The 26,171-nt window shown below is 61.3% G+C and carries 25 protein-coding genes and 2 pseudogenes; 7 read left to right on the top strand and 20 right to left on the bottom strand.

The window, feature by feature from the left end:
* Positions 1-18: 18 nt before the first annotated feature.
* A protein-coding gene (locus E8E75_RS18400; RefSeq protein WP_280358127.1) for an IS3 family transposase occupies positions 19-1,169 on the bottom strand; the annotation gives its coding sequence in 2 pieces (ribosomal slippage) (positions 19-935 and positions 935-1,169; 1,152 coding nt in all).
* Between the two features lie 63 nt (positions 1,170-1,232).
* Here E8E75_RS18400 and E8E75_RS18395 point away from each other — a divergent pair.
* The 3 genes and pseudogenes from E8E75_RS18395 to E8E75_RS18385 form a co-directional block, all read left to right on the top strand.
* Positions 1,233-1,466, top strand: a pseudogene (locus E8E75_RS18395) (LysR family transcriptional regulator); the annotation flags it as partial.
* 81 nt (positions 1,467-1,547) lie between these two features.
* Complete coding sequence (locus E8E75_RS18390; protein ID WP_280359609.1) at positions 1,548-1,856, top strand: NIPSNAP family protein; 309 nt, start codon at positions 1,548-1,550, stop codon at positions 1,854-1,856.
* Positions 1,857-2,325: 469 nt separating this feature from the next.
* Positions 2,326-3,015: a GNAT family N-acetyltransferase gene (locus E8E75_RS18385; protein WP_280359608.1), complete on the top strand. Its 690-nt coding sequence runs from the start codon at positions 2,326-2,328 to the stop codon at positions 3,013-3,015.
* A gap of 180 nt (positions 3,016-3,195) precedes the next feature.
* Here the strand turns inward: E8E75_RS18385 and E8E75_RS18380 are convergent, their stop codons facing one another.
* The 3 genes from E8E75_RS18380 to E8E75_RS18370 form a co-directional block, all read right to left on the bottom strand.
* Positions 3,196-3,813 (bottom strand): SCO family protein, encoded by a 618-nt coding sequence (locus tag E8E75_RS18380; RefSeq protein ID WP_280359606.1) that lies wholly within the window; start codon positions 3,811-3,813, stop codon positions 3,196-3,198.
* 20 nt (positions 3,814-3,833) lie between these two features.
* Positions 3,834-5,495, bottom strand: a complete 1,662-nt coding sequence (locus E8E75_RS18375; RefSeq protein ID WP_280359604.1) for a multicopper oxidase domain-containing protein — start codon at positions 5,493-5,495, stop codon at positions 3,834-3,836.
* A gap of 1,270 nt (positions 5,496-6,765) precedes the next feature.
* Complete coding sequence (locus E8E75_RS18370; protein WP_280359602.1) at positions 6,766-7,719, bottom strand: DMT family transporter; 954 nt, start codon at positions 7,717-7,719, stop codon at positions 6,766-6,768.
* A gap of 235 nt (positions 7,720-7,954) precedes the next feature.
* Here E8E75_RS18370 and E8E75_RS18365 point away from each other — a divergent pair, with 235 nt between their 5' ends.
* The gene (locus E8E75_RS18365; protein ID WP_280359601.1) at positions 7,955-8,827 is read left to right on the top strand and encodes a LysR family transcriptional regulator; all 873 of its coding nucleotides are present in this window, start codon (positions 7,955-7,957) and stop codon (positions 8,825-8,827) included.
* A 197-nt stretch (positions 8,828-9,024) separates the two neighbouring features.
* Positions 9,025-9,768, top strand: a complete 744-nt coding sequence (locus tag E8E75_RS18360; RefSeq protein WP_280359599.1) for a class I SAM-dependent methyltransferase — start codon at positions 9,025-9,027, stop codon at positions 9,766-9,768.
* Between the two features lie 58 nt (positions 9,769-9,826).
* Here E8E75_RS18360 and E8E75_RS18355 read toward each other — a convergent pair whose 3' ends face one another.
* From E8E75_RS18355 to E8E75_RS18285, 15 genes and pseudogenes are all read right to left on the bottom strand, one after another.
* Positions 9,827-10,048: a YMGG-like glycine zipper-containing protein gene (locus tag E8E75_RS18355; protein ID WP_280359597.1), complete on the bottom strand. Its 222-nt coding sequence runs from the start codon at positions 10,046-10,048 to the stop codon at positions 9,827-9,829.
* Positions 10,049-10,059: 11 nt separating this feature from the next.
* Entirely contained in the window at positions 10,060-10,431 is a 372-nt protein-coding gene (locus E8E75_RS18350; protein WP_280359595.1) for a hypothetical protein, read from the bottom strand.
* A gap of 273 nt (positions 10,432-10,704) precedes the next feature.
* A complete protein-coding gene (locus E8E75_RS18345; protein ID WP_280359593.1) occupies positions 10,705-11,157 on the bottom strand; it encodes a chromate resistance protein ChrB domain-containing protein in 453 nt (150 codons plus the stop codon).
* Between the two features lie 20 nt (positions 11,158-11,177).
* On the bottom strand, positions 11,178-11,498 hold the full coding sequence (locus E8E75_RS18340) for a rhodanese-like domain-containing protein (RefSeq protein ID WP_280359592.1): 321 nt from the start codon (positions 11,496-11,498) through the stop codon (positions 11,178-11,180).
* A gap of 10 nt (positions 11,499-11,508) precedes the next feature.
* Positions 11,509-12,873, bottom strand: coding sequence for a chromate efflux transporter (gene chrA / locus E8E75_RS18335; protein ID WP_280359591.1), 1,365 nt, complete (start codon positions 12,871-12,873; stop codon positions 11,509-11,511).
* Positions 12,866-13,810 (bottom strand): chromate resistance protein ChrB domain-containing protein, encoded by a 945-nt coding sequence (locus tag E8E75_RS18330; RefSeq protein WP_280359622.1) that lies wholly within the window; start codon positions 13,808-13,810, stop codon positions 12,866-12,868. Before E8E75_RS18330 ends, chrA begins: the two co-directional genes overlap by 8 nt.
* A 126-nt stretch (positions 13,811-13,936) precedes the next feature.
* Positions 13,937-14,074 (bottom strand): annotated as a pseudogene (locus E8E75_RS18325) (hypothetical protein); the annotation flags it as partial.
* Between the two features lie 46 nt (positions 14,075-14,120).
* Positions 14,121-16,181, bottom strand: a complete 2,061-nt coding sequence (locus E8E75_RS18320; RefSeq protein ID WP_280359590.1) for a pyridoxamine 5'-phosphate oxidase family protein — start codon at positions 16,179-16,181, stop codon at positions 14,121-14,123.
* A gap of 51 nt (positions 16,182-16,232) precedes the next feature.
* The gene (locus E8E75_RS18315) at positions 16,233-16,856 is read right to left on the bottom strand and encodes a glutathione S-transferase (RefSeq protein ID WP_280359588.1); all 624 of its coding nucleotides are present in this window, start codon (positions 16,854-16,856) and stop codon (positions 16,233-16,235) included.
* 157 nt (positions 16,857-17,013) lie between these two features.
* On the bottom strand, positions 17,014-17,907 hold the full coding sequence (locus tag E8E75_RS18310) for a LysR family transcriptional regulator (RefSeq protein WP_280359586.1): 894 nt from the start codon (positions 17,905-17,907) through the stop codon (positions 17,014-17,016).
* Between the two features lie 4 nt (positions 17,908-17,911).
* The gene (locus E8E75_RS18305; RefSeq protein WP_280359584.1) at positions 17,912-18,826 is read right to left on the bottom strand and encodes a LysR family transcriptional regulator; all 915 of its coding nucleotides are present in this window, start codon (positions 18,824-18,826) and stop codon (positions 17,912-17,914) included.
* A 100-nt stretch (positions 18,827-18,926) separates the two neighbouring features.
* Positions 18,927-20,153 (bottom strand): epoxide hydrolase, encoded by a 1,227-nt coding sequence (locus E8E75_RS18300; protein WP_280359620.1) that lies wholly within the window; start codon positions 20,151-20,153, stop codon positions 18,927-18,929.
* A gap of 516 nt (positions 20,154-20,669) precedes the next feature.
* A complete protein-coding gene (locus E8E75_RS18295) occupies positions 20,670-21,137 on the bottom strand; it encodes a BRO family protein (protein ID WP_280359583.1) in 468 nt (155 codons plus the stop codon).
* Between the two features lie 460 nt (positions 21,138-21,597).
* Positions 21,598-22,017, bottom strand: a complete 420-nt coding sequence (locus E8E75_RS18290; RefSeq protein WP_280359582.1) for a hypothetical protein — start codon at positions 22,015-22,017, stop codon at positions 21,598-21,600.
* A gap of 100 nt (positions 22,018-22,117) precedes the next feature.
* Entirely contained in the window at positions 22,118-23,017 is a 900-nt protein-coding gene (locus tag E8E75_RS18285; RefSeq protein ID WP_280359580.1) for a LysR substrate-binding domain-containing protein, read from the bottom strand.
* Positions 23,018-23,132: 115 nt separating this feature from the next.
* Between E8E75_RS18285 and E8E75_RS18280 the strand changes: the two genes are divergently transcribed.
* Positions 23,133-24,239, top strand: coding sequence for an amidohydrolase family protein (locus E8E75_RS18280; protein WP_280359578.1), 1,107 nt, complete (start codon positions 23,133-23,135; stop codon positions 24,237-24,239).
* A gap of 162 nt (positions 24,240-24,401) precedes the next feature.
* Here the strand turns inward: E8E75_RS18280 and E8E75_RS18275 are convergent, their stop codons facing one another.
* Entirely contained in the window at positions 24,402-25,115 is a 714-nt protein-coding gene (locus E8E75_RS18275; RefSeq protein WP_280359577.1) for an FCD domain-containing protein, read from the bottom strand.
* A 172-nt stretch (positions 25,116-25,287) separates the two neighbouring features.
* Between E8E75_RS18275 and E8E75_RS18270 the strand changes: the two genes are divergently transcribed.
* On the top strand, positions 25,288-26,121 hold the full coding sequence (locus tag E8E75_RS18270) for a fumarylacetoacetate hydrolase family protein (protein WP_280359576.1): 834 nt from the start codon (positions 25,288-25,290) through the stop codon (positions 26,119-26,121).
* Positions 26,122-26,171: the final 50 nt, after the last annotated feature.

The raw sequence follows: 26,171 nt of genomic DNA, 5'->3' as shown, positions 1-26,171 counted from the left end.
TGAATCGCCCCGGCTTTCCTAGACACTCTCCAAGCTCTGGAAATAGCGCTTTTCAAACTCCACTGGCGATAGCTGCATAGCGCTGCTGTGCCGGCGTTTGGCGTTATAAAACATCTCGATGTAATCGAACACATCACTGCGGGCTTCTTCGCGGGTGCCGTAGGTTTTCCGTCGGATGCGTTCCCGCTTCAGCAACTGGAAAAAGCTTTCTGCTACCGCGTTGTCGTGGCAGTTGCCGCGTCGACTCATGCTGCTGATCAGGTTGTTGGCCTTGAGGAAACTCTGCCAGTCCGAGCTGCTGAACTGGCTACCCTGGTCGGAGTGGATCATCACCTCCTGCCTGGGTTTCCGCCGCCAGACCGCCATCAGCAAGGCATCGATGGCTAGGTCGCTGCACATCCGTGGCTTCATCGACCAGCCAACCACCTGGCGTGAAAACAGATCCAGCACCACCGCCAAGTACAACCAACCCTCATAGGTGCGGATGTAGGTGATGTCAGTGACCCAGACCTTGTTCGGTTCGCTGACGTTGAACTGCCGCTCCAGGCGGTTGGGCGAGGCCACCGTCGGCTTGCCCCCGTAATAACCGGGGCGCCGACGATAGCCGGTCTGCGAGCGCAGCCCTTCTCCCCGCATCAGGCGAGCCACGCGGTGCCGGCCACAGCACTCCCCCAGCTCACGCAGGTCGTCGTGGATCTTGCGATAGCCGTAGACCCCGCCGCTTTCCAGCCAGGCATGTTTGATCAACCCGAGCAGACGCTGGTCTTCCTTCGCGCGTACGGATTTCGGCTCGGACAACCAGGCGTAGTAACCGCTGGGATGTACTTTGAGGGTCTGGCAGAGACGACGTACCGGGTACTCCACCGATAACTTGTTGATGACGGCGTACTTCAGCCGGACTCCTTGGCAAAGTACGCGGCGGCCTTTTTTAAGATGTCTCGCTCTTCGGTTACCCGCTTGAGTTCCGCACGCAGACGACGCAGTTCGGCCTGTTGATCATCTTCTTGCTGCCGCTGTTCCCGGGGCTTGCTGTAGCGCTTGATCCAGGCATACAGGCTGTGCACCGACATGCCCAACCGCGCTGCCACCTCGGCCACGGGAAGGCCGCGCTCGGTCACTTGCTTGACCGCTTCGATTTTGAATTCTTCGGGGTAACGCTGGTTGCTCATGGCACCTCCTAATGGGCCTCATTATGAGGCTTGGAGGTGTCTACGAAACTAGGGGCGATTCAGAGGGCTCTGGCGATTCTGCCGTGCTTCCTGGTGGCGGGGGACCCGAGGCTACAGGCCGTGCTGCCCGATGAAGTAGAAGTGACGCGCCAGTTCTGGATCTACTACAGCGAGGACCTGCGCCGCCTCAAACGCATCACGCTGGTTGCCAAGTACCTGCACCATTGCGCCGATCGCAATCGCGGCTGGCTGATGGGGGAGGAGCACAAGATGCAGGTTCCGGCATTCGAGGAATAAAAAACACGGGCGACGCCAGGCTTCAGCACTCGCTTCGTGAAACAGTCCAAAGGCAGACCGCACCACTTGAACGAGAAACCGATGATTACTTGTCACCTTCGATACATCCTGGACCCCTACAAACTGGCGGAGTTCGAACACTACGGGAAGCTCTGGATTCCTCTCGTGGAGAAGTTCGGCGGCCAGCACCACGGCTACTTCCTGCCATCCGAGGGCGCAAACAATATCGCCTTGGCGATGTTTTCCTTCCCGAGCCTGGCAGCCTACGAAAAGTACCGGCAGGACTCGATGATCGATCCGGATTGCATCGCTGCCTTCAAGTACGCCGAGGACACGCGCTGCATTCTCAGCTACGAGCGCACGTTCTTCAGACCCGTGTTCGGTGCATGAGCAAAGCCACCGATGGCGAGTTCGATGGCGGGGGTGCCGCGTAGTGAGTGTCTCCCTTTGGCCGATTCTGTTGAAAAAGTCCTTATGCGATTTCTGCCTGAGAAAGTAGGCCGCTGACGTTGAAATCTGAAGCAGTTCCCGCTCCCGATCTGCTTCAGATTTTGCGTAGCAACGCCAAAGCCGTGCGTTTTTTGAACGATTGAAAGACGGCTCCAGCGAAGACCGCCTTTTTCAACAGAATCGGCCGGAAACGGACATCCGTGACTGGCACCTAGCGGCCATTCTCTGCCCGTACCCACGGGCAGCTTCGGGTCGAAACGGACGTTAACGGTCGATTGATTCACAGCGCTGTAAATCCCGCTGGTTGGGCACGCCCATGCGAGTGCGGTGGGAACGCTCGATACTTGCGGGCGTTACAATGGCGCCCGCGCCGATTCCCCGAATCGGGCACGCCCGGAGCCAGCTTCAGATGTTCACCCTTGTAACCCTGGACACATCGCCGCCCGAATCCCTGAAGAGTCAGGTTCTACAAATGGTGGTGGACTACTTCAGCGACATCAGCCCGGTGCCGCTGATGCCCAGCAATCCGCTCTATCAGTTGTATCAGTACGTGATCGGCTACGAGGTGCACCTGTATCTGCAAGCCATGGACAGCTCTCTGGATGGCACGGCGCGGTTGATCCTCGCGCTGGATGATGAAGATCCCTCCCAGGTGCTGGGTTTTGCCCTGTACCTGCCGAGCCAGGATGATTCCGAGGCCTGCACTCTGGCCTATATGGCCGTCAAGGCCAGCCACCGCCGGCGCGGTATTGCCCGGGCTTTGTTGCAGCAGATGGGCAAGCATCGGCCCCACGTCGAGCTGGCCTGCGTGGCGAACAAGGTGCCGACCTTTGAGTCGATGGGGTTTCAGGTACTGGCAGCGCAAGGGCCACATGTGCTGCTGAACACCCGCGATCACCGCTCGGACGGCATGGCGGCGGTGCAGGACCTGGCCCCGATTTTCCAATCCAAGGAAGTGCGGCAGATCCACGCGTATCTGGTGCAGCAACACGGCAAGAAGGCCATGAGCGAGGCCGAGAACAAACGCGACCGCCTGCTCGACCAGATGGCCTACCAGGCTCAGGCATTGGTGAAAGAGCGCTTCCCTACGATTCACTGACAGCCGAAGTGGCAGAAGAGTTTTTTCTGCTTTGAACGTCCTTTTTCGGTCATTGGTTTCGGTAAGGCTGATCTGGCGAGTCAACAAGTCAGTCGGAGTAAGGGGGGCAACGGATTGTCCTGCTGCCCCCGGCGAAGCAACTCGGGAAACGATTGCCCCGCCCCTCGATACTCCATCGTCCTATGTCGTCTTCAAACCCGTTCGATCCACGTGATTGATCGTGCGCCAGATCTGTTTCGGCGTTGCCAGGGCGGCTGCCGTCGTCCAGCGATGGTCGGCGTCGCTTCCGATGCGCACCAGACCGGTGTGACTGGACTTGTCGGCGTCAACCAGTGGGTCGTGGTCATAGAAGCCGAGGGCGAAGCGCAATTGCTCGACATCCTCGGGCCGGCCGGTCAGGAACTGCCAGCCAGGTCCGATGTGGTGCTGTTCGACGTATGCCTTGAGGACTTCCGGGCTATCCAGCAAGGGTTGCAGGCTGATCGAGTACATAAACACGTCGCGGCCTACGCGGTCGCCCAAGAGCTGCTGTACCTGCCTGAGATTCGCCGTGGCGGTCGGGCAGATCCCGGTACAACTTGCATACATCATGTTGATGGCGACCACCTTGCCACGCACCAGGTCGTCGTAGAACCTGACCGCTTTGCCCTCGTGCGTGTATAGGCGCGTGTTGGGAATGCGTTGCTCGCCGGTTGTGCCGGCGTCCGTCTGCAGCGGCAGGTTCGGGATACCGTTCAAGGCGTATAGCCCCAGCGCGGCGGTACCCATGCCGAGCATCAAATCTCTGCGTGTGTTCATCTGATATCCGCCCTTGCTGATCAAGTGGATGTATCCACGATATTCAAGCGCACCATCATCTCGTGGTCCTCGTGAATCACGTTGTGGCAGTGCATCACGTACTTGCCGGTGAAGTCGCGAAAACGCACCAGCACACGGATGGTCATGCTCCCCTCGAGCACGAAGACGTCCTTGCGACCTCGCTCGTGAGGCGGCACGGCCCCCGAGCTCTTGCTGAGAATGCGGCCTTCTTCCAGATGAATGTGGACGGGATGGTCCCAGCCACCCTTGCCCGATAGTTCCCAGACCTCGGTGGCACCCAGAGGAATAAGGTTGCTGGTAACGTCCTCTGCATCGAACAGTTTGTTGTTGATCGTCCACATGCCGTTCTGGCGATCGAACTCCCAGCGCCGTTTGGGTAGCCGATTGAGCTCCGCTGGCGTCGGCAGCTCCCGTATAGGGCGCAGTCGATTGGGGACCTGGCTGAGGTCCTGTTTATCTGGATTCCGATCGACAATGATCTTCAGCACGCGAGTGCCCGGACCTTGCACACCGTTGGGCTTGCGGGTGCTGTCCTGCAGCAGGCGATTCACCAGGTAGAGCTCGGTGCCGATCGGGTACCTGGAAAAGTCCACCACTATGTCGGCGCGCTCGGCCACCGCGATGCGCACCTTGGTCTGGCCGCGCAATGTCTGCGGCAGTAAATTCCCGTCGCTGGCCAGATAGTCGAAGGTCTGTTCCTTCCCAGAGGCATCTACCAGATAGAACTCGTAGAACCGACTGGGACCGGTGTTGAGCAGACGCAGACGGTACTTGCGGGCGTCCACCGGCAACACTGGCTCGATCTTGCCGTTGACCGTGACCTTGTCGCCCAACACGCCTTCCGGACCGAGTTCATTCCAGAACAGCAAGCCATTGGCGTCGAAACGCTTGTCGCCAAAGGCCAATGGATAGTCATAGGCGCCGCTGGGCAGACGCAGGGCTCGTGGGTTTGGATCGAGCTCGTCGCCCGAGTCGAGCTCATCGAAGATCAGGTAGAAGCCCGCCAGTCCGAGGTAGGTATTCGGCGCGGTGAAATCCTTGGTGTGGTCGTGGAACCACAGCGTACCCAGTCCCTCGCGAATGTCACCGATCACCTGTCCATTGGTGGCATAGGCGGTGAACGGGCCGGGATTCTCCAGGTTCTCCAAATACCCCGCGTACACGTTGTGATAGAGGTGATCCTTGAATTCCCCTGGTGCGATCTGCGAGGCATCGCGCAGTTCTGCGGCGCTGTAGAAGTCGGACGGGAAGCCGTCACACCCGGAGGACGCGTGCAGATTGTGCAGGTGGGTAGATATCTCCGGACTGCCAACTCGTGGACGGACGTAGCCCTGATCAACCAGTCGGTCCGTAGAGTCGGCCAGTCGGCTATGGAAGCGGCAAATGATCGGCCGCCCATAGCGCGCGAGAACCGTCAGGGGAACGGTCGGTGTCGGCCCGGCTGATGGGTTGGTGCTCTGGTACGTCCAGATAACCTGCTTGGATTGGGGGTAGTCGGGATGAAATTGCCAGGGCACCGCCTGGGCATTTATTTCATAGAGATCCACTCCATCCAGCCGCTCCAGCACCTCGAAATGTTGGTGGGCCGGGCGCCCGGCCTCTCCGTCTGTCAGCTTGGGCTCCAGTTCGGAGAGTGGAGACAGGGCGTCCACCTTGCTCACCGGGACAATCTTCCGCGGCAGCACTGTCAGCCACGGCCTGGTGGGTGGGCTGCTGGCGCTGCCTTGACTACCAGGGCCTGAGGACGACGATTGCGAGCCGCTACCAGAACCGCTCGCAGCCGGGCTGTCGCGGCCACTCAGTAGCAGTGGCGCGACCATTGCACTGGCGGACCATTTAAGGAATGTGCGGCGTGCTCCGTCCTCGAGTGAAACTTTGGGTGGCATGGGTCTGAAGCCACTCGCTGGACTGAGCTTTTTCCCGCCAGCGGCGGGCGGTTTGCTTTTCCCTGTAAGCATGGCGGCTGCTCTCCTTGTCGCGTGGTGGGTACAAGCTCGGCGCAGGAGCTTGTATGAACGCTAACCAGGTGAGTGCCACTGCCTGAGCGCAGCTGAATGGTCGATGCCACTTCAGCGGTCAAGGATGGTCAGTTACGGCCGCGATGACCACGCCAGGGGGGTGGCGCTGCTGGTCAAGCGATTGGCGGGCCATGCAGGAGGGGCGAGGCAAGCATATGCGAGGGAAAAACGAGTTCCGCGCGGCATGGCGATGCGCTGTTCATAATAAGACTCCCAACGATTGAAGAGCCCCCTGAAGCGCTTTATTTGCCTGCCTTTGAACTCACAACAACAGGACGTCGTCTTTTTTTGTTGTCAGTCAGAAGTTTAACTGAATTTGTAACAATGTGTGATATTGGATCGCTATTATAAATTTACCGTCAATTCAATTTGGAAGTTGGTTCTGAATATCTGTTCGGGTATGGCTAGGGGATGTCCGTTGTTCACTTGCATTGTGCCCGATAGCAGAGAGACCGCTTGGCTAACCGGGTATTTGTTTCCGCATTCAACAAAAGAGACCGGCACGGCCCAGGCTTTTAGGGGACTACATCCGTGCCAGCCAACGCTCGTCGGATTGAGCATTTTCAGCTTGAACGAGAACTGGCTGTGACCGCGTACCATTTATCAACCTGGCCATACCGCCCGGTAACTATGCCGCCAATGCGGTACGCCAGTACTTCGTTAGTTGTAACGCCAATGATCCAGACAGTCGTGCAGAGGTATAAATAACGACATTACGACGGCGTCGGAAAAGTGTCGAAGTTGCAGGTCGCTAATAGTTGGTACTTACCAGGTTGGCAAATTTTGAAAGACTCGGATTGATTGTTCGTTTGTGTCGCTTAATGGTTGGCTTTGGCCGATACCAGTCCTCTGGAAACCCTTGCCATCGACCTGTCGTCGGCACGCAGGTGGCCTGAGAGTCCGGCAATGTCACTCAATGTGCGACAGCGGGACTACCGGGATTGCCGCGGAAGGCACCGATTGCTTTCACCACGCCGAGTACGATCAGCGAAATTCCGAGCACTTCCGGAGCCGTGGGCCACCGATGGGAAAAAAGCAAACCCAGGCACGTGGCGAAAACCATCTCCATGGACAGCAGTTGACTGGCGAGCGTTATGGGAAGGCGCTGGGACGCTATGGTCCAGGCCCACGCGCCGCCAATCGATGCAACCGCCGCAAGCATGAGGGCCGGGAGATACAGGTGACCAATGGCGCTCAGTCCAAAACCCAGCATCGGGGCGTTGAACAATTCCATGCCCGCACCCACGGGTAGGAATACGAGGGTTTGCAGGCTGCCGCCGACCATCATCATGGCTGTCCAGAGCCAGGCATTCATGCCGGGACGTTTCAATAGCGCTCGTTGATTGGCGAGTCCGAACCAGACCCATAGCGCCACTGCAACCATGGAAGCGCCAACGCCGAGGGCTAACGAGGCGTATGGCAAACCCTCAGGCTGGGCGACGTTCTGGACATTTACCAGGACCAGCCCCAGAGCGGCCAGCGAAAACGGAATCTGCAGCAATCGCCAGGAGATTCCACCTTGGACATTTCCGCTGATGGCCAGGGCCACGGGCACCAGGCCCAGAAAGGCGGGCGCTATGACAGGGCCCGCATAGGTGGCGGCGATGGCGACCGCCATGAAGTACCCCACATATCCAATGAATCCCAGCCCTGCAGCGGCCAGCCAGTCTTTCCACCCGAGGTTTCGGCAGGATTCGAAATTTGCCATCAGAATCACTGCGCCAATCAATCCGGAAATAATGAATCTGCAGGCCGCAAGATCGAAGATCGAGTACTCGCCGATGAATAGCGGCGCGATGAAGTTCATCGACCATGTCAGGGAGGCGAATGTCGCTGCGGCAATGCCAGTCGTGAGCCCATGTTTCATCTTCGTCGCTACTCATCCTGGATGAACTTGATTGCATGCTGGTTCGTTTCGCTCCCGAACAAGTCAGCTCGGAAGTCGCGACACCAGAAGACAAGGCGCGCATCGAGACCAATAGGGATCTCGGTCCGCCAGAGGATTCTCTGGTGTGCACAAAAAAATTAGAATCCATTGGATTTTCCAAGCACCTGTTCCATAGCGGAACAAAAGGGGGACTCGGATGGACAGGTACAGCGACATGTTGATTCTGGTCGCAGTGGTAGACGCAGGTGGCTTTTCGCCGGCCGCGCGCAAGCTTGGGATGACCCACTCGGCCATCAGCAAACGGGTTCAGCGGCTGGAGGATCGGCTTGGCACGCAGTTGTTGTCGCGCACGACTCGGACGTTGACGCTGACTGAAGCCGGAGGGAGGTATGTGCGTGAAGCGCGCCCGATCCTCGAAGATATCCGGGCTTTGGAAGCTGCCGTATTGCTTGATTCCGACGCACCAAGGGGCATGTTGAAAGTCACCTCTTCAAATGCCTTCGGCCATCATCATGTGGTGCCTGCCGTCGTCGATTTCATGCGGATCTATCCGGAAATAAAAGTAGATCTGACCCTGACGGATGCCATTGTCGACATCAGGCACGAACGCATCGATGTGGCGATAAGAAGCGGTGCGCTATCCGACCCAAGCCTTGTCGCGCAAAAACTTGGATCGAATGAACGTGTCGTTTGCGCATCCCCCACCTATCTCGAGCTGAACGGGATGCCCGCCAGGCCCTCCGACCTGTCCGAGCACCTGTGCTTGAAGCTCAACTTTGAAAGCCGGTTCAACGATTGGGAGTTCCGTTCAGCTTCCAATCGGGCGATTCGGCTGGAGGGGAGTTTTTCCTGCAACAGTGTCGAGGCCATTCGTACTGTGTGTCTGGCTGGGGTCGGAATAGCTCGTCTGCCAGCGTTCATGGTGCGCGACGACCTAGCGTCCGGTCACCTGATTCCGCTGCTACAGGACTTTTCACGTTCCTCAGACTCCGCGATCTATGCGCTCAGAGTCGCAAGTAATTTTGTTCCGGCCAGGACTCGAGTGTTCATCGAGTTCCTGTCGGACCGCTTCGCTTCGACGTCCTGATCGACTCAGAAGGTCGACAGAAGCCTTGCAAGACAGGCTGCTTCCGGCATCTGCCCGCCGGTTGGGGAGGAGGGCATCAGTCTGGCAAGGCGAGCAGCTCGCAGCTTCTGGTGTGGGAAGTCTGTTTTCGGGCGGGAGTGCTCGGGGCTGAGGTACCATGCTGCGCCGAAACCTCCGTCGAACCCCTCTGGCTGCTTATGTCCTCCAACGCGTTGTACACCGACCTGTCCGCCTACTACGACCTGATGTGCGCCGACATCGACTACCAGGCGCAGAGTCACTGCGTACGCCGGCTGCACCAGTTGTTCGGCAATCAGGGGCGCAGGCATCTGGATCTCGCCTGTGGCACCGGGCCGCACGTGCGCCACTTCCTCGATTTCGGTTACCGCAGTGCCGGCCTGGACATCAATCAGCCAATGCTGGATATCGCCCAGCTGCGCTGCCCCGAGGCACAGTTCAGCCGACAGGACATGGCGAGCTTCGGAGTGGGCGAGCCGCTGGATCTGATCACTTGCTTCCTCTACTCGATCCACTACAACGCCGGGCTGAAACAGCTGCAGGAGTGCCTGGCCAGGGTGCACGTAGCGCTTGAGGATGGCGGCGTGTTCTGCTTCAACACGGTGGACAAGCGGCAGATCGATAACCGCTCATTCGTGCGCCATACCGTGGAGCACGAGGGCAGCTGCTTCACCTTCGGTTCCGGCTGGTACTACAGCGGCGAGGGCGAGCAGCAGGCACTGCGCCTCAGCATCGAGAAGACCACGGCGGGGGAGACCCAGGCCTGGCAGGACGAACACGCCATGGTCGCCCTGAGTTTCACCGAGCTGCAGCAGCTGTTGCAGCCCCACTTCGAGGTCCACGTCTTCGAACATGACTATGAACGGATCACGCCCTGGGGCGGCACGTCCGGGAATGCATTGTTTGTCTGCGTGAAGCGCTAAGAACCGGTCAGCGATCAGTTGATCGTCGGCCATGCAGCTACGCAACTCAGGGCCATCCCTACTTCTTGCTGCCTCTGATGTTGCCCACCACGCCACCGGCGACGGCACCGACCGCGGCGCCGGTCCAGCCGCTACCGCCAGCGATGGCCGCAATGCCGGCGCCGGCCGCGGCACCGATAGCGGCACCACTCAAGGTGCCCTGCTGCTGGGAACTCATCGAGGTGCAACCGATCAGGCCCGCCGCGACGAGGACGGCGGCAAACGCTTGGAACCCTTTCATGTTCATCTCCGCTACTTGTTCTGCTGCAAGCCGGGCACGACCATCTCGAACCAGATGGTCTCGATGACCGGCCGCTTCACGCGGTCGGGGTTGGCGGCATACCACTGGTCGAGTCCATCGCGCACGGTGTCGAGCGTGTGGCCCTTCAGGCCTCTGCCGAAACGGGGAATCAGACTCTGTTCATCGGACGGCGGCTTGGTCGCGTGGTAGGCCGCCTCCACCTCGAACGCGTTGGCAATACCAATGAGATAGGCTTTCTTGAGCTCCGGCGATGATTGCGTCCATTGCTCGCCTGTAATCATGGGCACCTTGTCAGCGCCCCACGCCGTCGCCAGGGTCACGCTCAGCGCCAATGCCAGCATGCCCATCCGAACTGTCTTCATCGTCTCCTCTCCTCGTCAGGCTGAACCTCACGCCGTGGCCGGCCTCCCTGCCCGATCGCTGGCAGGGAGGCCGTATCGATGACTCAGTAAGTGTAGGTGGCGGGGGGCAAACCGCCGCAGCCTGCTTCCAGGCCATTGCCGGCCGCCACTTTCGGTGTACTCCAAACTGACTTCAGTGAGTGATTGGAGCCTGCCAGGTAGACGGAGAGTCGCCCCTATCAGAGCGTTTCTCCGTCACTCGAGTTTCCGTTCCATGGAGTGAGGGTGGCCACCTCACATCCGGGGTGGCCAGTTGTGGGTTTCGGCCTGGCAGTTCTTGCACCAGGCGTAAAGCGCGTCGTAGATGACCAGTCCGTGTTCCAGCATCTCGTGGTCATTGGCGAAGTTGTGCGACAGGCCCAATGAGATGGCGTACAGGCCTGACGACTGCGGTGTGAGATCGAGCCGCGAGGTGTCGGCACCGCGCACTATTGCGGCCAATTGGCCGAGAGCGGGGTCATCCAGTTCGTACTTTTTCAGGAAGGCATCGAAGCTGCAAAGCTCGCCATCGTGGCTGAGTTCAACGTCAGGGATATCGTAGGGGGCCGCATCCTGCTCGGCAGCTATACGCAGCACGTCGGAAGCCGGTACGTAGAGAAATTCCGGCCGCGGATCGATGAAGCGGGTGATGAGCCAGGGACAGGCGATCCGGTCGATCTTCGGACGTTCACGGGTTACCCATTTCATGCAGCACCTCCTGCCTGTGTCTACAGGCTCTGGGTGGGCTGGCCGGCGTCGCGCCAGCCGGTGAAACCGTCGATCAGGTAGCGGGCGTCGAGCCCCATGGCTTCCAAGGTCGCGGCGATACCCTGGCTGATTTCGCGGCCATGGGCGCAATACAGCACCACGGGCCTGTCCCGTGGCACCGAGTCCTTCCAGGCGAACACCGACTCAGGCTCCAGCCACCGCGAGCCGGGGATGGCCGCCGCATCAGCCGCGCGTATACCTGCGCGGCGCACATCCAGCAGCGTGAAATTGCGTCCTGCCGCTTGCCACTCCATCAATTCACAACTCGTGATCCGGCTCATCGCACACCTCTCAGGTACGCAACAGATGCACCACCAGCCCTACCAGTGCGCAGGCCAGCAACACCTGAATGACGCCCCGCTTGTATCGGAACAGGGCGATCGCTGCTGCCACGGCGATCAGCGCCGACGGCCAATCGAAGCGGCCGTCGAAGCCTTGGGGCCAGAGCACGTGGTAGCCGAAGAAGAGGGCCAGGTTGAGGATCACCCCCACTACCGATGCGGTGATCCCGGTGAGTGGAGCGGTGAACTTCATCTCGCCATGGGTGGATTCCACTAGCGGTCCGCCGACGAGAATGAACAGAAACGACGGCAGGAAGGTAAACCAGGTAACCAGGGTGGCGGCTACGGTGCCGGCGAGGAAGGCTTGTTCGGCGCCGAACATGGGGTGCACATAGCCACCGATGAAACCGACGAAGGCGACGACCATGATCAGCGGCCCCGGTGTGGTTTCCCCCAGGGCCAGGCCGTCGATCATTTGAGTCGGTGTCAGCCAGCCGTAGTGGCCCACCGCGCCCTGGTACACGTAGGGCAACACGGCATAGGCACCGCCGAAGGTGAGCAGCGCGGCCTTGGTGAAGAACCAGCCCATCTGGGTCAGGGTGCCCTGCCAACCGAACAGCGCAGTGAGCACGCCCATCGGCAGCACCCAGAGTAGGGCGCCCACGGCTACCAGGAGCAACAGGCGTGACCAGCGAAAGCGCGCATGCTCGGGTGTAGGCGTGTCGTCATCGATCAGCGCCGGGCCGTAGGTGGTCTTCGCTGCGCCATGGCCGCCACCGAGAGCGAACCTGTCCGGGGCGAGACGACCACCGATGTAACCGATCAGGGCAGCCCCCAACACGATCAAGGGGAAGGGGACATTCAGCGCGAAGATGGCCATGAATGAGGCGGCGGCGATGCCCCACAACCAGTTGTTCTTCAGGGCGCGCGATCCGATGCGGTGGGCGGCCTGGACCACGATGGCGGTGACTGCCGGCTTGATGCCGTAAAACAGACCGGCGACCACCGGCACTTCACCGAAGGCGATGTAGACCCAGGACAGGGCGATCAGGATGAACAACGAGGGTAATACGAAGAGCGCGCCGGCAATGACGCCTCCCCAGGTCCGGTGCATCAGCCAACCGATGTAGGTCGCAAGCTGCTGGGCCTCCGGCCCGGGCAGCAACATGCAGTAGTTCAGGGCGTGGAGGAAGCGTCGCTCGCTGATCCAGCGCCGCCGCTCCACGAGCTCCTGGTGCATGATGGAAATCTGCCCGGCGGGTCCGCCGAAACTGATGAAACCCAGCTTCAGCCAGAACAGGAAGGCCTGGAACAGCCCCACGGGGGCGGTTCCGGTTTGTGTCTGCCCGGCGGTACGCATGGTGTGCTCACTCATCGTTTTTCTCTTCATTCGCAAAGGCGGTCAGCAGGCCATCGAAGATGGCGCTGGCGGCGGTCAGCAGCTGATCGTCATCAAGGATGCTTTCCCGCAGGCCGGCCAGAACTCGTTCGATGCCAGCTGCTTCCACCGGCTGAACGCCCCCTACATCCAGGTAGTGCACCAGGGCAGCGACCCGTTCCAGGGGAAATGCGTTCAGCTCGAAGCTGGCTTGCAGGGTCTCGAAGGTGACGCGGTTGCCGACGTGGCTGAAGGTGGCACCGTCGAAATCGAAGCCGAGCGCGTCCACCGGGCAATCATGGGGAGAGTCCAGCCAGAGGATGCGTGCGTCGTGATCGATGAAGCGGCGAATCAGCCAGGCACTGGCCAGGCGGTCGACCCAAGGGCGCTTGCGGGTCGCCCAGCTACGGCCCTGGTAGTCCTGTTGCCTGAGCACTGGAATGGGCTGGTCATGGCTGCATGGCTCGTCTGCCGACAGGGCACGGCTGACGGCGGTTTCCAGCTCTTGCAGAGCCGTGTCGACCTCCTGGCGGGCCCGGCCAGGGAAATAGTCGATGGTCACGAGCTGGGCGAAGGCCTTGCGCAGCTTGCGGATTTGCTTGGTAGAGCCCAGCGCGTTATCGGTCGTCAGCTGGCCACGGCATGCGTCGACCTCGGCGCGCAGGCTTGCGTAGTCCTCGCTGCGGTCGAAAAGCGGAATGAAGCGCTCACCCTGCGGGTCCTGGATGGGGAGCAGGTAGGCGGTGCCATTGATCGAAAGGATGTCGCGTTCGATGTCGGCGAGGGCTTCGCGGCAGGCGTCGCTGTCAGGGAGCAGATATACCCCGTCCCGCAGCACTGCGGCGCCGCAGGCTTTCAGCGCCCGCCAGGCGCGCATGCGCGCGGTGGCGTTGGCAGTAGGGAGGGCGAGAACAAGGGATATCCAGTGCATGATGTAGAGTATCTAACAAAATATGTCTTATACATTACATTAGTACTTGCTTTCGTATAAAAGAAGATCCGCTTGTCGAAGCGACCCCGGCTTTTGGGGCGATTGGATATTGGCGAGCCGGACTACCCGCTGCACGCCGTCCGGACCGCAGGCGTGCAGTTCGCCGAACATGGCGCGCTTCCAGCCGCCGAAGCTGTGGTAGGCCATCGGTATCGGCAGGGGCACGTTGACACCGACCATGCGCACTTTGATCTCGTCGCAGAACAGGCCTACTCGTGAACTCTCTGCACTGTGGTCATGCCTGCGTTCCTCATCAGATATCCAGGACCAGTGGCTGCACGCCGCTTTCATCTTCCGCCGGCACGGCGCAGCAGATGAGCGCCGTGCCCGCTTCCGGCATTTCTGCCGGGGGGTTGGGATAGTGCACCTGCCCGCTGAGCACTCGTGTGCGGCAGGTGCCGCATGAGCCGCCGCGGCAGCTGAAGTCGGGAGACAGCCCACGGCTTTCCGCCAGTTCCAGCAGGCTGCCGCTATCCGGTTTCCAGCGGGCTTCCTTGGCCGAGGCGGAGAAGTACACCGGCACCGGTGATGATGCCGCCGGCGGCTGGGCGGGCTTTGGTGGTTGCGCGTCGTCATTGCGTTGCAGTGTCGAGGGGCCGAAGGTTTCGGCGTGGATGCGCCCATCGGCGATGTTCAGCGCGCGCAGACCGTCGTAGATGGCCTGGGTAAAACTCCCCGGCCCGCAAAAGTAGAAGTCGTAGTCGTCCAGTGGCAGGTGGGACTTGATCTCCGCGATGTCGATGCGTCCGGTCAGCTCATGGTCGCGCCCCTGAATGGCGTCCTCGCCCGGATTGCTCAGCGCACGGCGCACCCGCAACAAGTCAGGGCAACGCTGGCGCAGCGCCTCGATCTCCTGTTGAAAGGGCAGTTGCTGCAAGGTCCGCGCGGACTGGAACAGGTAGATGCGGCGGTTGCGACCCTGTGATTCGTTCTGCGCAACGAGTTCCCGCAGCATCGAGATCAGTGGGGTAATGCCAACGCCCGCGCCGATCAGCACCACGGGCCGCTCGGTGTCGCCGGCAAGGGTGAAGTTGCCCATGGGGACGCGTACTTGCAGCCGGTCGCCGACCTGGAGCTGTTCGTGCAGGTGGCGTGAGGCCCTCCCTTGTGCCTTGACGCTGATGCGCAGGTGGCCGTCCGACGGCGCGCTGGAGAGGCTGTAGGTGCGGATCAGTACGTCTTCGCCGTTACCCGCGGGAATGCGCAGCGGCAGATGTTGACCCGGTGTGAAGCTCACCGTCGCGCCGTCTGGGGGCTGGAGGTAGAAGGAGCGGATGTCCTGGCTCTCTTGTTCCAGGCGAGCCACTTGCCATTCCTGCCACTGCTGGCGTTGTTCGCGCTGGCGCAGCTTTTCGTCGGTCTCGGCCCATGTGCCGGTCATCAGGCTGGTTGGCGCGTACTCCTGGAAATCCCAACGGATCGACAAGGCGTGCGGCCGTAGCACGGCCTGCTGCACGTCGAAGTTCCAGAGACGCTCGGCGCCCTCGAAGGCGGCGATCATCGGGCTGTCGAATATCAGTTCCGTGGTCCCGGACAGTTGCAGCACGTCGCCGCTGGCGAAGTCGACGAAAAGTAATCCGGCGATCGGGTTGAGCTGCAGGTTGCCCAGGGTGTTGAAGTGCAGGTTGCCGGCGTAGTCCGGGATGGTCAGGCGATTGCCCGTGACCTTGACGAAGCCGGGCCGACCGCCGCGATGGGAAACATCCACCGAGCGTTGCCCGTCCTCGTGTTCGACGTAGCTGGCAACGAAGAAGGTGTCGGCCTTGCGGATCATGTCCGCCAGCGTCTCGTTCAGCGCCAGGAAGTCCTGACGCGGGTTGCGCTCGCCGTTCCGTTGTTCGTCGCGGGTATAGGCGCGCTGCTGGATGTACTGCGGGCAGTTGCCGAAGGAGTGCTCGACGGCGACCTCCAAATGGTCCGTTTCGACTCGCTGCAGGATGCCGTTGATGCGGTTGCGCCGACGTGTGTGCAGCTCGATGCCCAGCATGCCGATGGCGCCGCCGGCTTGCAGGCCGCTGGCGGCTGGGTCCTGGCCGTCTGGTTTGGTGGCCAGCACCAGACGCCGGGGATCGGGCGAGGTGACGAAGCCTTCTGGCCCTTCGAGCAGCGTCGCCCAGGGGCGTCCCTGGTCATCCACCGCGCCGGCGACCATGAACGGCAGCTGATGATAGAAGTCACGGTGCTGATCGGGCATGTAGTCGCGGATTACTCGCTGACCGAAGACTTCCATACGCTCGGAGACACCGACGCGTTCCTGGAGCGCCTTTTCACCGGCATGCCAGGGCGAGTGGCGGTGCTTGGGAAGATGGTCCATGGCAGACACCTCGTTGGAAGGCTGCCGGATTCCCGGCAGCGGACGGCTGTTTCAACCGGCTTGCAAGCCCGCGGCGGTGCGCTGCATGGGGACGAAACCGGGGAGCGCCTCGATCCGGGCCAGCCAGGCACGCAGGTTCGGGTAGTCCTGCAGCGACACGTTGCCTTCCGGCGCGTGTGCGATGTAGGCGTAGTTCGAAACATCGGCGATGGTCGCGGCATCGCCAGCGAGGAAGGGGGTCTTCGCCAGCTCGCTGTCCATCACCTGGAACAGTGTGTGGGCGCGGGTGAGGACTTCCTCGGTGTTGAAGTTGGCGCCGAACACCGTGTTCAACCGCGCTGCTGCCGGGCCGAAGGCAACCAGGCCGGCGGCTACCGACAGCCAGCGCTGCACGCGCGCCGCCCCCAGTGGGTCTTCGGGCAGCCAGTTGTTGCCGTACTTCTTCGCCAGGTAGACGAGGATGGCGTTGGAGTCGCTGACGATGGTGCCGTTATCGTCGATTACCGGTACCTGGCCGAAGCTGTTGAGGGCGAGGAATTCGGGGTGCTTATGGGCACCCTTGGCGAGGTCGACGAAGACCAGCTCGGTGGGCAGCTCCAGTAGTGAGAGCAGCAGCTCGACGCGGTGCGCGTGGCCGGAAAGCGGATGGCGGAAGAGCTTGATGGGGCGGGACATGGCAGCGACTCCGAATCGGGTGGGGGGAGGCAGCGCCGAGTCGGACCGGGTCGGGGTTCTCGCGCTGACGGATGCATCCTGCGCCGTGACGAGCAGCAGCAGAATCACCAGTCAGGACAATCCAGCATTTCAGAATCCGAAAGAATGGCGCCAAGGCTCAGCCGCGCAGGGCCGGATGGGCGCGCAAGCGGGGCACCGCGAAGTCGAGGAAGGTCCTGACCCGCGCGGCGGCGCGGCGGCCCTCGCGGTAGATCAGTCCTACCGGCAGGCCGGGAGCCGCGAAGTCTTCCAGCACCGCTTCAAGCCGGCCTTCCTGCAACTCCTGATGCGCCTCATGGCTCATGCAGCGCGTCAGCCCCAGGCCCAGGGTGGCGGCGCGGATCGCCGCGTTGCGGGTACTGCAGGTCAGCCGCGGGGCCAGGCGTACCGAGCGCGGCGCCCCTTGGTGGAGGAAGCGCCACTCGCTCATGGCGCCGGTGGCAATGATCAGATGCGCCTTGAGATCGTCGGGCGTGTTCGGCCGCCCCTGGCGAGCCAGGTAGTCCGGTGCCGCGCAGACGATGGGGTTCACCATTCCCACCGGCAAGGCGAAGTCCGAGGAATCGGGCAGGTGGCCGATTACCAGGGCGACATCGATGCCGTCTTCCAACAGATGGGGCACGTCTTCGTGGGTCTGGGCGATCAGGCGCACGTCAGGGAAGGCTGCCAGGTAATCGAGGGCGATGGGCGCGAAAACCTGGTGGGTCATCAGCAGCGGCACCGAAATGGTCAACTGCCCGGCCGGGTGCGCGTGCAGGCCAGTCACCGAACTCTCCGCTTCGGCGATCTCCTGCAGGAGCTGCCGACTGCTCGCAGCGAAGGCTTCCCCGGTGACGCTCAAACCGATGCCGCGCGGCCCCCGCAGCAGCAGCGTGGTCTGCAGGCGCGTCTCAAGCGCGGTGACCATGCGCATCACGGTCGCCGTGGACAGGCCGAGCAGCCGGGCCCCGGCGGCAAGGCTACCGGCCCGCGCCACGGCGTCGAACACTTCCATTTCCCGGTAACGGCCCAAGGCACTACTCCGCCGCAATGGCCTGCAGCGCCGGATCGTTGCGCAGGCGCTCGAAGCAATGGTCGACGAAGGTGCGGACCTTGGCGGATACCCGCGTGCCGCCCTGATGCAGCAGGTGAATGGGGAGCGGCGGGATGCTGTACTGCTCGAGGACGATTTCCAGCTCGCCTCGGGCGACGGCTTCGGCAACCTGATAGGACAGCACCCGGGTATAGCCCCAGCCCCTGCGTGCGGCGTGGATCGCCGCATTATTCGAACTGACCACGAAGCGTGCCTGGGGGCGCTGGGTAATGGGCCCTTCAGGTCCGATGAACTGCCAGTCGGTCAGCAGTGAGCTGGCCGAGGACATCACCACCGGCGCGCCGAGCAGATCGGCAGGTGTCGCGGGCCTTCCAGCCGATTCGAGGAAGGCCGGAGCAGCACAGATCACTTGGCGGACTTCACCGACCTTCAGCGAGGTCAGGTCGCCCTCGGGTAGCTGGCCGATGCGCAGGGCGACGTCCACACCTTCGTCGATCATGTTCACCACCCGATCCACCAGCATGGCGTTGATCGTCACCTCGGCATGGGCGGCGAGGTAATCGGCAATCAACGGCACCATGTACAGCTCGCCGAAGATCACGGGGGCGGTCACGGTGAGATTGCCGCGTGGGCGCAGAGCGCTGCCGGAGGCCAACTCCTCCGCTTCCTCCAGCTCCAGCAGGATGCGCCGGCAGTCTTCCACGTAGCGCCGGCCGGCCTCGGTCAGCCGGACGCTGCGCGTGCTGCGCGCCAGCAGCAAAGTGCCGAGCCGCGCCTCCAGCGCCGCGATCGCACGGGTCACGCTGGGCGGCGAGAGACCCAACTGCTTCGCGCCCGCCGCGAAACTTCCCGCTTCCGCCACCACCACCAGCACTTTCATTTCCTGGAACCTGTCCATGCTTCACCGCTTCGTGCCTGCAACCTGACGAGGAAGTATGCATGGCGACGATTGGCTGCAGTGCTGAAATCATCGCGAAGCAGGCATTTGGCTGATGCAGTCAGCGCAGGGAACTGAAAGCGGCACGCACCTCGCGGCTGAACAGATCCGGTTCTTCCCAGGCAGCGAAATGCCCGCCCTTGTCGACGCGCTGGTAGTAGACGAGGTTGTGGTAGGCCCGCTCGGCCCAGCTCTTCGGCGGTTTGTACACCTCGCCGGGGAAAATGGTCACCGCGGCGGGAATGTTGATCGGAGCCATGGAGGGGGCGTTAGCAGCGTTCTCCCAGTAGATGCGTGCGCTCGAGGTTGCCGTGTTGGTCAGCCAGTAGAGGGAGATGTTGTCGAGCATTTCGTCGCGGGTGAAGGCACGTTCCGGCTCGCCACGGCTGAACACCCATTCGCCGTACTTGTCGTAGAACCAGGCCGCCAGTCCCGCCGGTGAATCGGCCAGGCCGTAACCGAGGGTCTGCGGCCGGGTTCCCATGATGGCAGCGAAGCCGAATCCCTTGCCGAGGAACTCCCTGGCCGTATCGAACACTTCCCGTTCTTCTGCATTCAGATTCGCCGGAGCAGGGTCGCCGCACTTCAGCGCCTTCGCCACCTCGGGTGGAAGGGTGGTCGCACGCTCCACCCGATTGACGTGGATGCCAAGCAGGCCAGCGGGGGCCTGGCGCCCCATGGCATCTGAAATGATGGCGCCCCAGTCGCCACCCTGTGACACGTAGCGGCTGTAGCCGAGTCGCTTCATCAGCGCATCCCAGGCGCGGGCGATGCGATCGGGGTTCCAGCCCGTGCTGGTGGGCTTGCCGGAAAAGCCGAAGCCGGGAATGGAGGGCAGCACGAGGTGAAAGGCATCCTTGGCCGCGCCATCATGTGCCGTGGGATCGGTCAGCGGACCTATGACTTTCAGCAACTCGAAGATGGAGCCGGGCCAGCCGTGGGTCATGATCAGCGGCAACGCGTCCGCATGGCGGGAACGGACGTGAATGAAGTGGATGTCCAGGCCGTCGATGCTGGTCAGAAACTGGGGAAAGGCGTTGAGTTTGGCTTCGGCCTTGCGCCAGTCGTAGCTGCCGTCCCAGTAGCGCACCAGCGCTTGCAGCTTGGCGAGTGGCACCCCCTGGGAACGGTCGTCGACGGTTTCCCGATCAGGCCAGCGGGTTGCGGCAAGGCGGCGGTGAAGGTCCTGCAGCGCCGACTGCGGAACACTGGCGCGGAAGGGGCGCAGCGCGTCAGCCGCAAGCGGCTTTTCGGCGGACTGAGAAAACGCCGCCATTGGCCGGAACATCGTGAGGGCCGTCAGTGCGGCGCCTTTCAACATCAGGGAACGACGGGACAGGGCGGTGGTTTTGATCAGTTGCTGGATGGCCATGGTCGTGATTCCTACCAGATGCAGGATCGAGGTCACCGGCAGGCGCTTACGTCGAGATCACAGCCAAGCACGAGGAACGAGCACCAATCGGCACCGGCATCGGACCGCAGCAGCCATGACCTCAACTACGCGACGCACACGCGCTGATGTCCTGGACGGGCGGGATGTAAATGGAACTCTAGTGGATGGCATGAGGAATGCCATGAAGGCGCTTGGCAGGCACGACAGCCGCCTTTCCAGGGGTGAGGGCAATCGATCCCCAATCGGTAGCCCTGTGGGGGCAACGCAATTGCCCGAGCCTCGCCCCCACTCACCCACCGCTCAGGACCAACCCCCTCTCCCCCCTGGGAGAGGGCGGGGGTGAGGACCCTCAAATTCTGCTCGAACTTGAAGGCCCGGCCCTGTGGGAGCGACTTCAGTCGCGAAGAAACCTCACGGCAACACCTCCTTGCCCTCAGCAATAAACGCCGGCAAATCCCGCCAAGCCACCCACAACTCCCGCTGCCAGCGCACTACACCAACCTGCCGGTTGGCCCAGCTGATAAAGCACCGTCGCGGCGCCGCGCTCGGGTCACGGTGATAGTCATGCAGCGCCGGCACCAGCACCTCGCTCAGCCAGCGACTGATGTCGACATGCTCCGGCCGGGCGAAGCGAAACAGCACCTTGTAGGCACCGGCGTCGCTGATGGCTTCCACTTCCTCATGAAAGCCGCATACGTTCGCGAGCAGGATGGTGCGCTTTTCAAAGCGTTCCAGGGCATGGAGCAAGCGGAGGGAATTGCGGACACCCATCAACTGGGCAAAGTCTTGGGCGACGAACCAGGGCTGATTGTCGATCATCAGGGCGCGCAGGCGGAGGTTGTGATGATGGAAAACGATGGGGGCGTATGCGTCGTGCATGGTGGAGCTCCTGTCAGCTGGTTAGGAACTGCCATCAACGTCGCCAAACGGAGGTGGCAGACCGCGCAGGGTTGGCGAACCGGCTAACAGGCCCCGGCAGACCCGAAGGTCTCCCCGCGCGATCTGCCATAAAGCGATGCAGCTTTTCTGCAATCGTGCGGGGGCCTACGAAAACATTCGCTGTTCTCGCAAACACCTTATGGCGCTGTCGCGCCTGTTAGTAACGGGTCGCCAAACCCGGCCACGGGATTGACCGTGGCCGGGGCAGGATAGGGATGGAGAAGAGGGAGGGCAAGGGGAGGGGGATATTGAGGCTGCCTTTGACTCTAATCGGAATTTTGAATCGCCCCTGATCTCGTAGACACGTTTAAACGGCTGCAATGGATTGAAAGCAGTCTGACGTGAGTGGCTACTCCTGGCTGGATAGCGGCGGTCTTGCCTCGACCGTCGCTGTGAATGGTTAGACCTCTGACTGCTCCGCCATTTCCAAGGCGTCATCGATCTCAATGTGGTGCACGCGGCTCGGAAACAGGCAGTCTTCGCTGCGGAGTTGGGCCTGATGCATCCAAGCCTCCAGTGCCGTTCGGGATTGCTCGGTGATCTCAAATTGCTCTGGGCGCTGAGTCTTCTGCTGCATCACGATGGCTCGTGACGACACATGGTCACCGTGGGCTACGTCTCGTACACGCAGCTTGGTTAAGTCGCAGGCTCGCAGTTTGCTGTCGATTGCCAAATTGAAAAGAGCCAGATCCCGGGTTTTCTCCGCGAGCTGGAGTCTTACCCGGATAGCCCAAATATCCCTGAGTCGAAGCGGGGCTTTCTGCCCAACAAGCTTTCCCTTGTTCCAAGGCTGATGGCCCTGGGTAGCAATGGTGCTCATGGCTTGTCCTCCACGTTGAGGGAGGACAAAGATGGATCAGTCATAGTGCATGGTCGCTAACCGGCCAACAGCTGCCTGTCATGACCGTTAGCTACTCAACCTATCGCCGAGAGAGGTTAGCTGCGCGTGCCAACAATTCATGCAGGAACTGCGCAGCTGGAGTCAGCACGACCTGAGAGCGACGTACTGCATACACGGATGGCGCTGGAAGGACTTCGCGCACTTGAATATGGCTCAAGGTCTGCTGGGTAGCTGGGTAACGGAGAAACTGCTCTGGCAGCATGCAGAGGAGGTCTGAGCTGGCTGCTGCCATCAGCATGCTGAAGGCTGATTGCGCATGCAGGTCTACGCGCGGGGAGGGCAGACCATGACGGGCAAAAAGTGGCCCGAGTTCGGCATCGGTCGTTTCAGTGACTGAAGTGCTGATCCAGCGTGCATCTACCAATTCCGCCAGACTCCGTGCTTCGGACAACGGGTGGCCGCGCCGGCCCAGGACGACCCTCAACTGCTCGAAGAGCAACTCCGCTCCCAAGGATTTGGGTAGCGCATGTTCGCTCAGGGGGCCGATGTAGAAGTCCAGCTCACCTGATTCTAATCCCGCCTGAACCCGAGGCAGCAGTCCCTCTACCAGGTTCAAACGCACGTCAGGATAGCGTTGTCTGAAGGCATCGAGCGCCATGGGCAGTAACGCGAGGTGAGACACCGTGGACAGTGCGAAGGAAACGCTACCGACCTGCTCGCCGAGCATCTGGCGCACTTCGTCGCGAGCCCGCTCCATGTCCAGCAGGATCGCTCGGGCTCGTTGCAGGTAGTGACGCCCAATTTCAGTGGGGACGATGCCGGTCGTCCGTCGCTCGAACAACGTGGTGCCCAGTTCGCGCTCGGCTTCGCGAATGCTTCGGGTAATGGCAGGTTGTGCAAGACCAAGATGCCGAGCCGCGGCCCGAAGGCCGCCTTTTTCAGCGACGGTGACGATGTCGCGCAACTGATTGATCTTCATTCGATAGCCTTAAATGTGGTGATAACAATGCGGTATCACTAGCACAAAATTGCCATCTTTTCAGAGGGTTCCCCCTGATCGACACTCCGCGCAAACAACAAGAGGAGTGCTCGAAATGTACAAACCCACCCGACGTTCTTTCCTCGCGACTGCCTCCACGGCTGTGGCTGCGACAGCGATTGGCGCAGCCGGCTTGACCAAGGCGCAAGGCAATAGTCATGAGGAGAATGGGAGCGTATGCAATTGTGGCCTGATAGATGTGCATACCCATTACCTACCGCCGCTCTATGCACAGGCACTGGCTGATGCGGGACTGGTCAAGCTGGATGGGGGCTTCCCGGTACCGAAATGGTCCGAGCAAGCCGCGTTGGATCACATGGCCAAACACAATATCGACGCAGTGATGCTTTCGGTGACATCGCCCTCCGTTGGTTTTCTCAAGGAGCGTGCGGCACGGCGCAAGATGGCTCGTTACCTCAACGAGTTCGCAGCAGATGTGGTCAAGCGGAACCCTGGGCGTTTTGGGGCCTTTGCGACCCTCCCCATGGAGGATCTAGATGACGCCATGACTGAGTTGGAATACGCGCTTGACCACCTCAAGCTGGATGGCGTGATCGTCGAGAGCAACACCGATGGCGTCTACCTGGGCAATCCGAAGCTCGACCCCCTGTTTGCTGCACTGGACAAGCGCAATTCCACTCTGTTCCTGCACCCGACATCACCCGCCTGCTTCGAGTCTGTCGGGCTGGGACGCCCAGCACCGATTCTCGAATTCCCCATGGACACCGCGCGTACCGTCACTGACCTTCTGTTTGCCGGAACTCTGACTCGCTATCCGAACATCCGCATGATCGTGCCGCACGCTGGAGGTGCATTGCCCGCGCTCGCACATCGCATTGCCATGTTCTCGACTCTCCCGTTCCTGGAGAAAAAGCCCGCAGGCGGTGCCGAGGAAGTGCGCAAAGTACTCAGTTCCCTGTACTACGACCTCGCCGGTTCGGCACACGATGGAGCCGTAGAGAGCCTGCGTCGCCTGACTTCCACGAGCCACATACTTTTTGGCAGCGATTTTCCGTTTACTCCCCCGGCTGGAGTGGACGCGAATGTCAAAGGTGTGCGCAACCTGAAAGGCTTAACCATCGCCGAGCACGAAGGCATCGCACGCAGTAACGCCCGTTCGCTGTTCCCACGTCTTGGCGAACGATCCGCCAAGAGCGCTTGAACCAGACCCACCGCCCCAAATCAGCAACCGGAACGGCGAGATAATCAGGAGGCGGACCATGCAACCCATCGAACTGCCGCGTACCGATTGTTTTGCTTTCCTGCGAGGCCTGCGTGAACGGGGGATGGTCGGCCACTGGGTGTGCCGATGCTCTGTGAGCGTTCAGCCACGGTCGGTGGCCAGTTGCTCGTGCTTCATAACGTTCTGAGTGGTGGTCTCGTAATGCTCGGCGAGAAGCGCACAGGCTCTGTCCGCGTCCCGAGCAAGCGCCGCGTCGAGGATCTCGCGGTGTTCCGCTGGAACATCGCGATCGGCGCTGTCGCTGTAATGCATAGACAGTACCCGGTAGCGCGCGGTCTGGTCGCGCAGCATGTTGGCGAACCGCAGAAGCCAGGGCGAGTTGCAGTTGGAAAGCAGGGCGGCGTGGAAGGCCTCGTGGGCTTGCTCCCAGTCGGGACGCAGCAGGCGTTCAGGCCCTTCCACCACGGGCAGACGGTCCAGTCGGTGGTGAGCGGCGATCAGGCGACTTTCCCAGTCCAGGTCGCCATTGGCGATGGACAGCCGAAGCGCCTGGCATTCGATGTGCAACCGGGTGTTGGTGATGTCGCGGATCTCCTTGGCGGAGATGCGTCCGACACTGAAACCCTTCTGGTCGGCGGAGGTTACGAAGCCCGTGGCGGCTAGGCGCGACAGTGCCTCGCGCAATGGAATGACGCCGGCCTCGTACGACTCGGCAAGTTCCTTCAATCGCAGTTTGCTGCCGGGTGCGAGCCTGCCGTTGATGATGTCTTCGCGGACCCGAGCCTCCAGCTGGGAGGCCATGGTGCGCTTGTCTGTGGTGTCGGCCGTTTCCGTCCAGCGTGCGGGTTGGTTCATGACGAATTCCGGTGCATGACGATCTCCTGGGAAATCATACACGCCACCGTGTTTCATAGAAATTCACAGAAAAATATATTTTATCGTTGACGATATATTTTGTGGGGTTTAGCTTTGTGCCCATACCGTCCTGCCTGACGGTTGTCGCAATCACAACAAGAGGTCCAGATCCATGCGTTACGTGTATTTCAACCAACAAGGCCGCGCCGTGCTGGGCGTGCGCACTGCCGAAGGTGTCAGGGTGCTGGGTGAAGAGCCCCTGGAGTCGCTGCTGGAGCGCGGCGTGGATCTGACTACCTATGGCGAACAAGCCAAGGGGGATGTGGTGCAGGTTGGCGAGCAGGATTACCTGCCCCTGATGCGCAAGCCGGGCAAGATCGTCTGTGTAGGGCTGAACTACGCCGACCACACCAAGGAGTCGCCCTACGCCCAGCCGGACTACCCGACCCTGTTCCCGCGCTTCAACAGCAGCTTGATCGCGCACAACAAGCCGCTGATCCGTCCCCGCGTCTCCGACACCCTCGACTACGAGGGCGAGATGGCAGTGGTGCTGAAGAGCGGTGGTCGCCACATTCCGAAGGACAAGGCACTCGATTGCGTCGCCGGCTATGCCCTGTTCAACGAGGGTTCAGTGCGTGAGTACCAGTTCAAGTCGCCGCAGTGGACGGTTGGCAAGAACTTCGACGATACCGGCGCCTTCGGGCCTGACCTGGTCACCGCCGACGAGCTGCCGGCCGGGGGCAAAGGCCTGCTGCTGCAGACCAGGGTCAATGGCAAGGTGGTGCAGTCCGCCAACACCAACGACATGTTGTTTGATGTTGCCACCATCATCTCGACCTTGAGCGAAGCGGTAACCCTTGAGGCCGGCGACGTGATCGTCAGTGGGACGCCGGCCGGGGTTGGCTTCGGAATGGACCCCAAGGTTTACCTGAAGGCTGGCGACGTGGTCGAGGTGTCGATAGAAGGTATCGGCAGCCTGGTCAACCCGGTGGTCGACGAGGCCTGAATCCGGCCGATCCGACAGAAGCGAGGCCCCCACTCCGGGGCTTCGACTAC

This window comes from Pseudomonas sp. BN606 (assembly GCF_029873115.1).
In the GTDB taxonomy this organism is placed as follows: domain Bacteria; phylum Pseudomonadota; class Gammaproteobacteria; order Pseudomonadales; family Pseudomonadaceae; genus Metapseudomonas.
The sequence above is the reverse complement of the archived record's forward strand: the minus strand, read 5'-3'. Positions and strand labels throughout refer to the sequence as shown.

What these genes read in the sequence shown, in the direction of transcription:
- E8E75_RS18390 (WP_280359609.1), top strand. Translation starts at nt 1,548, where the DNA reads ATGATTACTTGTCACCTTCGATACATCCTGGACCCCTACAAACTGGCG.
- E8E75_RS18385 (WP_280359608.1), top strand. Translation starts at nt 2,326, where the DNA reads ATGTTCACCCTTGTAACCCTGGACACATCGCCGCCCGAATCCCTGAAG.
- E8E75_RS18380 (WP_280359606.1), bottom strand. Translation starts at nt 3,813, where the DNA reads ATGAACACACGCAGAGATTTGATGCTCGGCATGGGTACCGCCGCGCTG.
- E8E75_RS18370 (WP_280359602.1), bottom strand. Translation starts at nt 7,719, where the DNA reads ATGAAACATGGGCTCACGACTGGCATTGCCGCAGCGACATTCGCCTCC.
- E8E75_RS18365 (WP_280359601.1), top strand. Translation starts at nt 7,955, where the DNA reads ATGTTGATTCTGGTCGCAGTGGTAGACGCAGGTGGCTTTTCGCCGGCC.
- E8E75_RS18360 (WP_280359599.1), top strand. Translation starts at nt 9,025, where the DNA reads ATGTCCTCCAACGCGTTGTACACCGACCTGTCCGCCTACTACGACCTG.
- E8E75_RS18355 (WP_280359597.1), bottom strand. Translation starts at nt 10,048, where the DNA reads ATGAAAGGGTTCCAAGCGTTTGCCGCCGTCCTCGTCGCGGCGGGCCTG.
- E8E75_RS18350 (WP_280359595.1), bottom strand. Translation starts at nt 10,431, where the DNA reads ATGAAGACAGTTCGGATGGGCATGCTGGCATTGGCGCTGAGCGTGACC.
- E8E75_RS18345 (WP_280359593.1), bottom strand. Translation starts at nt 11,157, where the DNA reads ATGAAATGGGTAACCCGTGAACGTCCGAAGATCGACCGGATCGCCTGT.
- E8E75_RS18340 (WP_280359592.1), bottom strand. Translation starts at nt 11,498, where the DNA reads ATGAGCCGGATCACGAGTTGTGAATTGATGGAGTGGCAAGCGGCAGGA.
- chrA (WP_280359591.1), bottom strand. Translation starts at nt 12,873, where the DNA reads ATGAGTGAGCACACCATGCGTACCGCCGGGCAGACACAAACCGGAACC.
- E8E75_RS18320 (WP_280359590.1), bottom strand. Translation starts at nt 16,181, where the DNA reads ATGGACCATCTTCCCAAGCACCGCCACTCGCCCTGGCATGCCGGTGAA.
- E8E75_RS18315 (WP_280359588.1), bottom strand. Translation starts at nt 16,856, where the DNA reads ATGTCCCGCCCCATCAAGCTCTTCCGCCATCCGCTTTCCGGCCACGCG.
- E8E75_RS18305 (WP_280359584.1), bottom strand. Translation starts at nt 18,826, where the DNA reads ATGGACAGGTTCCAGGAAATGAAAGTGCTGGTGGTGGTGGCGGAAGCG.
- E8E75_RS18300 (WP_280359620.1), bottom strand. Translation starts at nt 20,153, where the DNA reads ATGTTCCGGCCAATGGCGGCGTTTTCTCAGTCCGCCGAAAAGCCGCTT.
- E8E75_RS18295 (WP_280359583.1), bottom strand. Translation starts at nt 21,137, where the DNA reads ATGCACGACGCATACGCCCCCATCGTTTTCCATCATCACAACCTCCGC.
- E8E75_RS18290 (WP_280359582.1), bottom strand. Translation starts at nt 22,017, where the DNA reads ATGAGCACCATTGCTACCCAGGGCCATCAGCCTTGGAACAAGGGAAAG.
- E8E75_RS18285 (WP_280359580.1), bottom strand. Translation starts at nt 23,017, where the DNA reads ATGAAGATCAATCAGTTGCGCGACATCGTCACCGTCGCTGAAAAAGGC.
- E8E75_RS18280 (WP_280359578.1), top strand. Translation starts at nt 23,133, where the DNA reads ATGTACAAACCCACCCGACGTTCTTTCCTCGCGACTGCCTCCACGGCT.
- E8E75_RS18275 (WP_280359577.1), bottom strand. Translation starts at nt 25,115, where the DNA reads ATGAACCAACCCGCACGCTGGACGGAAACGGCCGACACCACAGACAAG.
- E8E75_RS18270 (WP_280359576.1), top strand. Translation starts at nt 25,288, where the DNA reads ATGCGTTACGTGTATTTCAACCAACAAGGCCGCGCCGTGCTGGGCGTG.